The 1,551-nt window shown below is 33.5% G+C and carries 1 protein-coding gene; it reads left to right on the top strand.

From position 1 onward, the window contains the following. Positions 1-100: 100 nt before the first annotated feature. Positions 101-1,551: IS1182 family transposase (locus M3183_RS26460; protein WP_251475031.1), on the top strand; the 1,451-nt coding region annotated here is incomplete at its 3' end.

Genomic DNA, 1,551 nt, shown 5'->3' with positions numbered 1-1,551 from the left:
CTCCTAAATAATGTAAAAAAGGTATAATACCTCATTATCTGAGGGAATTATACCTTTTTTGCTGTATAATTATAGTATCAATTTTGAACGGGTGTGTACTATGATACAAAATCAACAATCAATGATTTTCAGTCCATATATGGATATTTATGATTTAGTTGTTCCGAAAGATAATCTTTTGCGTAAACTTAACGATCTGGTCGATTTCTCTTTTGTTTATGACGAACTTAAGGATAATTATTGCCATAATAATGGTCGAAATGCTATCGACCCTATTCGTATGTTCAAATATTTATTGTTAAAGACTATCTATGATTTGTCTGATGTTGACATTGTTGATCGTTCCATATACGACATGTCTTTTAAGTATTTTCTTAACATGGCTCCGGAGGAGCCCGTAATCGAGCCAAGCTCTTTAACCAAGTTTCGAAAACTTCGTTTAATAAATGTAAACCTTTTGGACATGCTGATCAACAAAACCGTTGAAATTGCCATCGAGAAGGAAATCATCAAAAGTAAATCCATTATCGTGGATGCCACCCATACGAAAGCCCGCTACAATCAAATGTCACCAAAAGAAATACTATTGGAACGTTCTAAAAAGCTGAGGAAAGCTATTTATCAAATAGATGAATCAATGAAAAATAAGTTCCCTGACAAAAATACAACCGATGTTTTGGAAGATGAAATCGATTATTGCCAGAATCTTATTGACGTAATTGAAAAGGAAGAAACTCTTATCCAGTACCCGAAGGTAAAGGAACAGTTAAACCTTCTAAAAGAAACAGTTACCGACGATATCGAACATTTGCAGAGTTCTGAGGATAAGGACGCAAAAGTAGGTCATAAAACTGCTGATTCTTCATTCTTTGGATACAAAACTCACATTGCTATGAGTGAAGAACGGATTATCACAGCTGCCTCTGTGACTTCTGGCGAAAAGAACGACGGTAAACAATTACAAACTTTAATTGAAAAAAGTATTAAAGCAGGTATTGATGTTGAGACGGTCATTGGTGATGCAGCCTATTCTGAAAAGGGAAATATTGAATATACAAAAGAGAATGAAATAGAATTAGTAGCCAAATTAAATCCTGTCATTACACAAGGAAATCGAAAAAATGAAGATGAATTTGAATTTAATAAGGATGCAGGAATGTATGTTTGTAAAGCTGGACATATGGCAATTCGGAAAGCACGCAATGTAAGAACAAATGAGGGTAATAAAAATACACGTTACAAATATTATTTTGATATTGAAAAATGTAAAAGTTGTCCTTTTAAAAATGGGTGCTATAAAGACGGGGCCAAAAGTAAAACGTATTCCGTTACGATTAAATCGGATGAACATCAAGAACAAGCCCAATTTCAGGAAAGTGAATATTTTAAAGATAAATATAAAGAACGTTATAAAATAGAGGCTAAAAATAGCGAATTAAAACACAGACACGGGTATGATGTAGCAAAATCCTCGGGTCTAATTGGCATGGAATTACAAGGTGCCATGGCCATATTTACAGTTAATTTGAAAAGAATATTGAAACTAATGGA

Origin of the sequence: Neobacillus mesonae, assembly GCF_023715155.1 — a bacterium.
Taxonomy (GTDB): domain Bacteria; phylum Bacillota; class Bacilli; order Bacillales; family Cytobacillaceae; genus Neobacillus; species Neobacillus mesonae_A.
The sequence above is the reverse complement of the archived record's forward strand: the minus strand, read 5'-3'. Positions and strand labels throughout refer to the sequence as shown.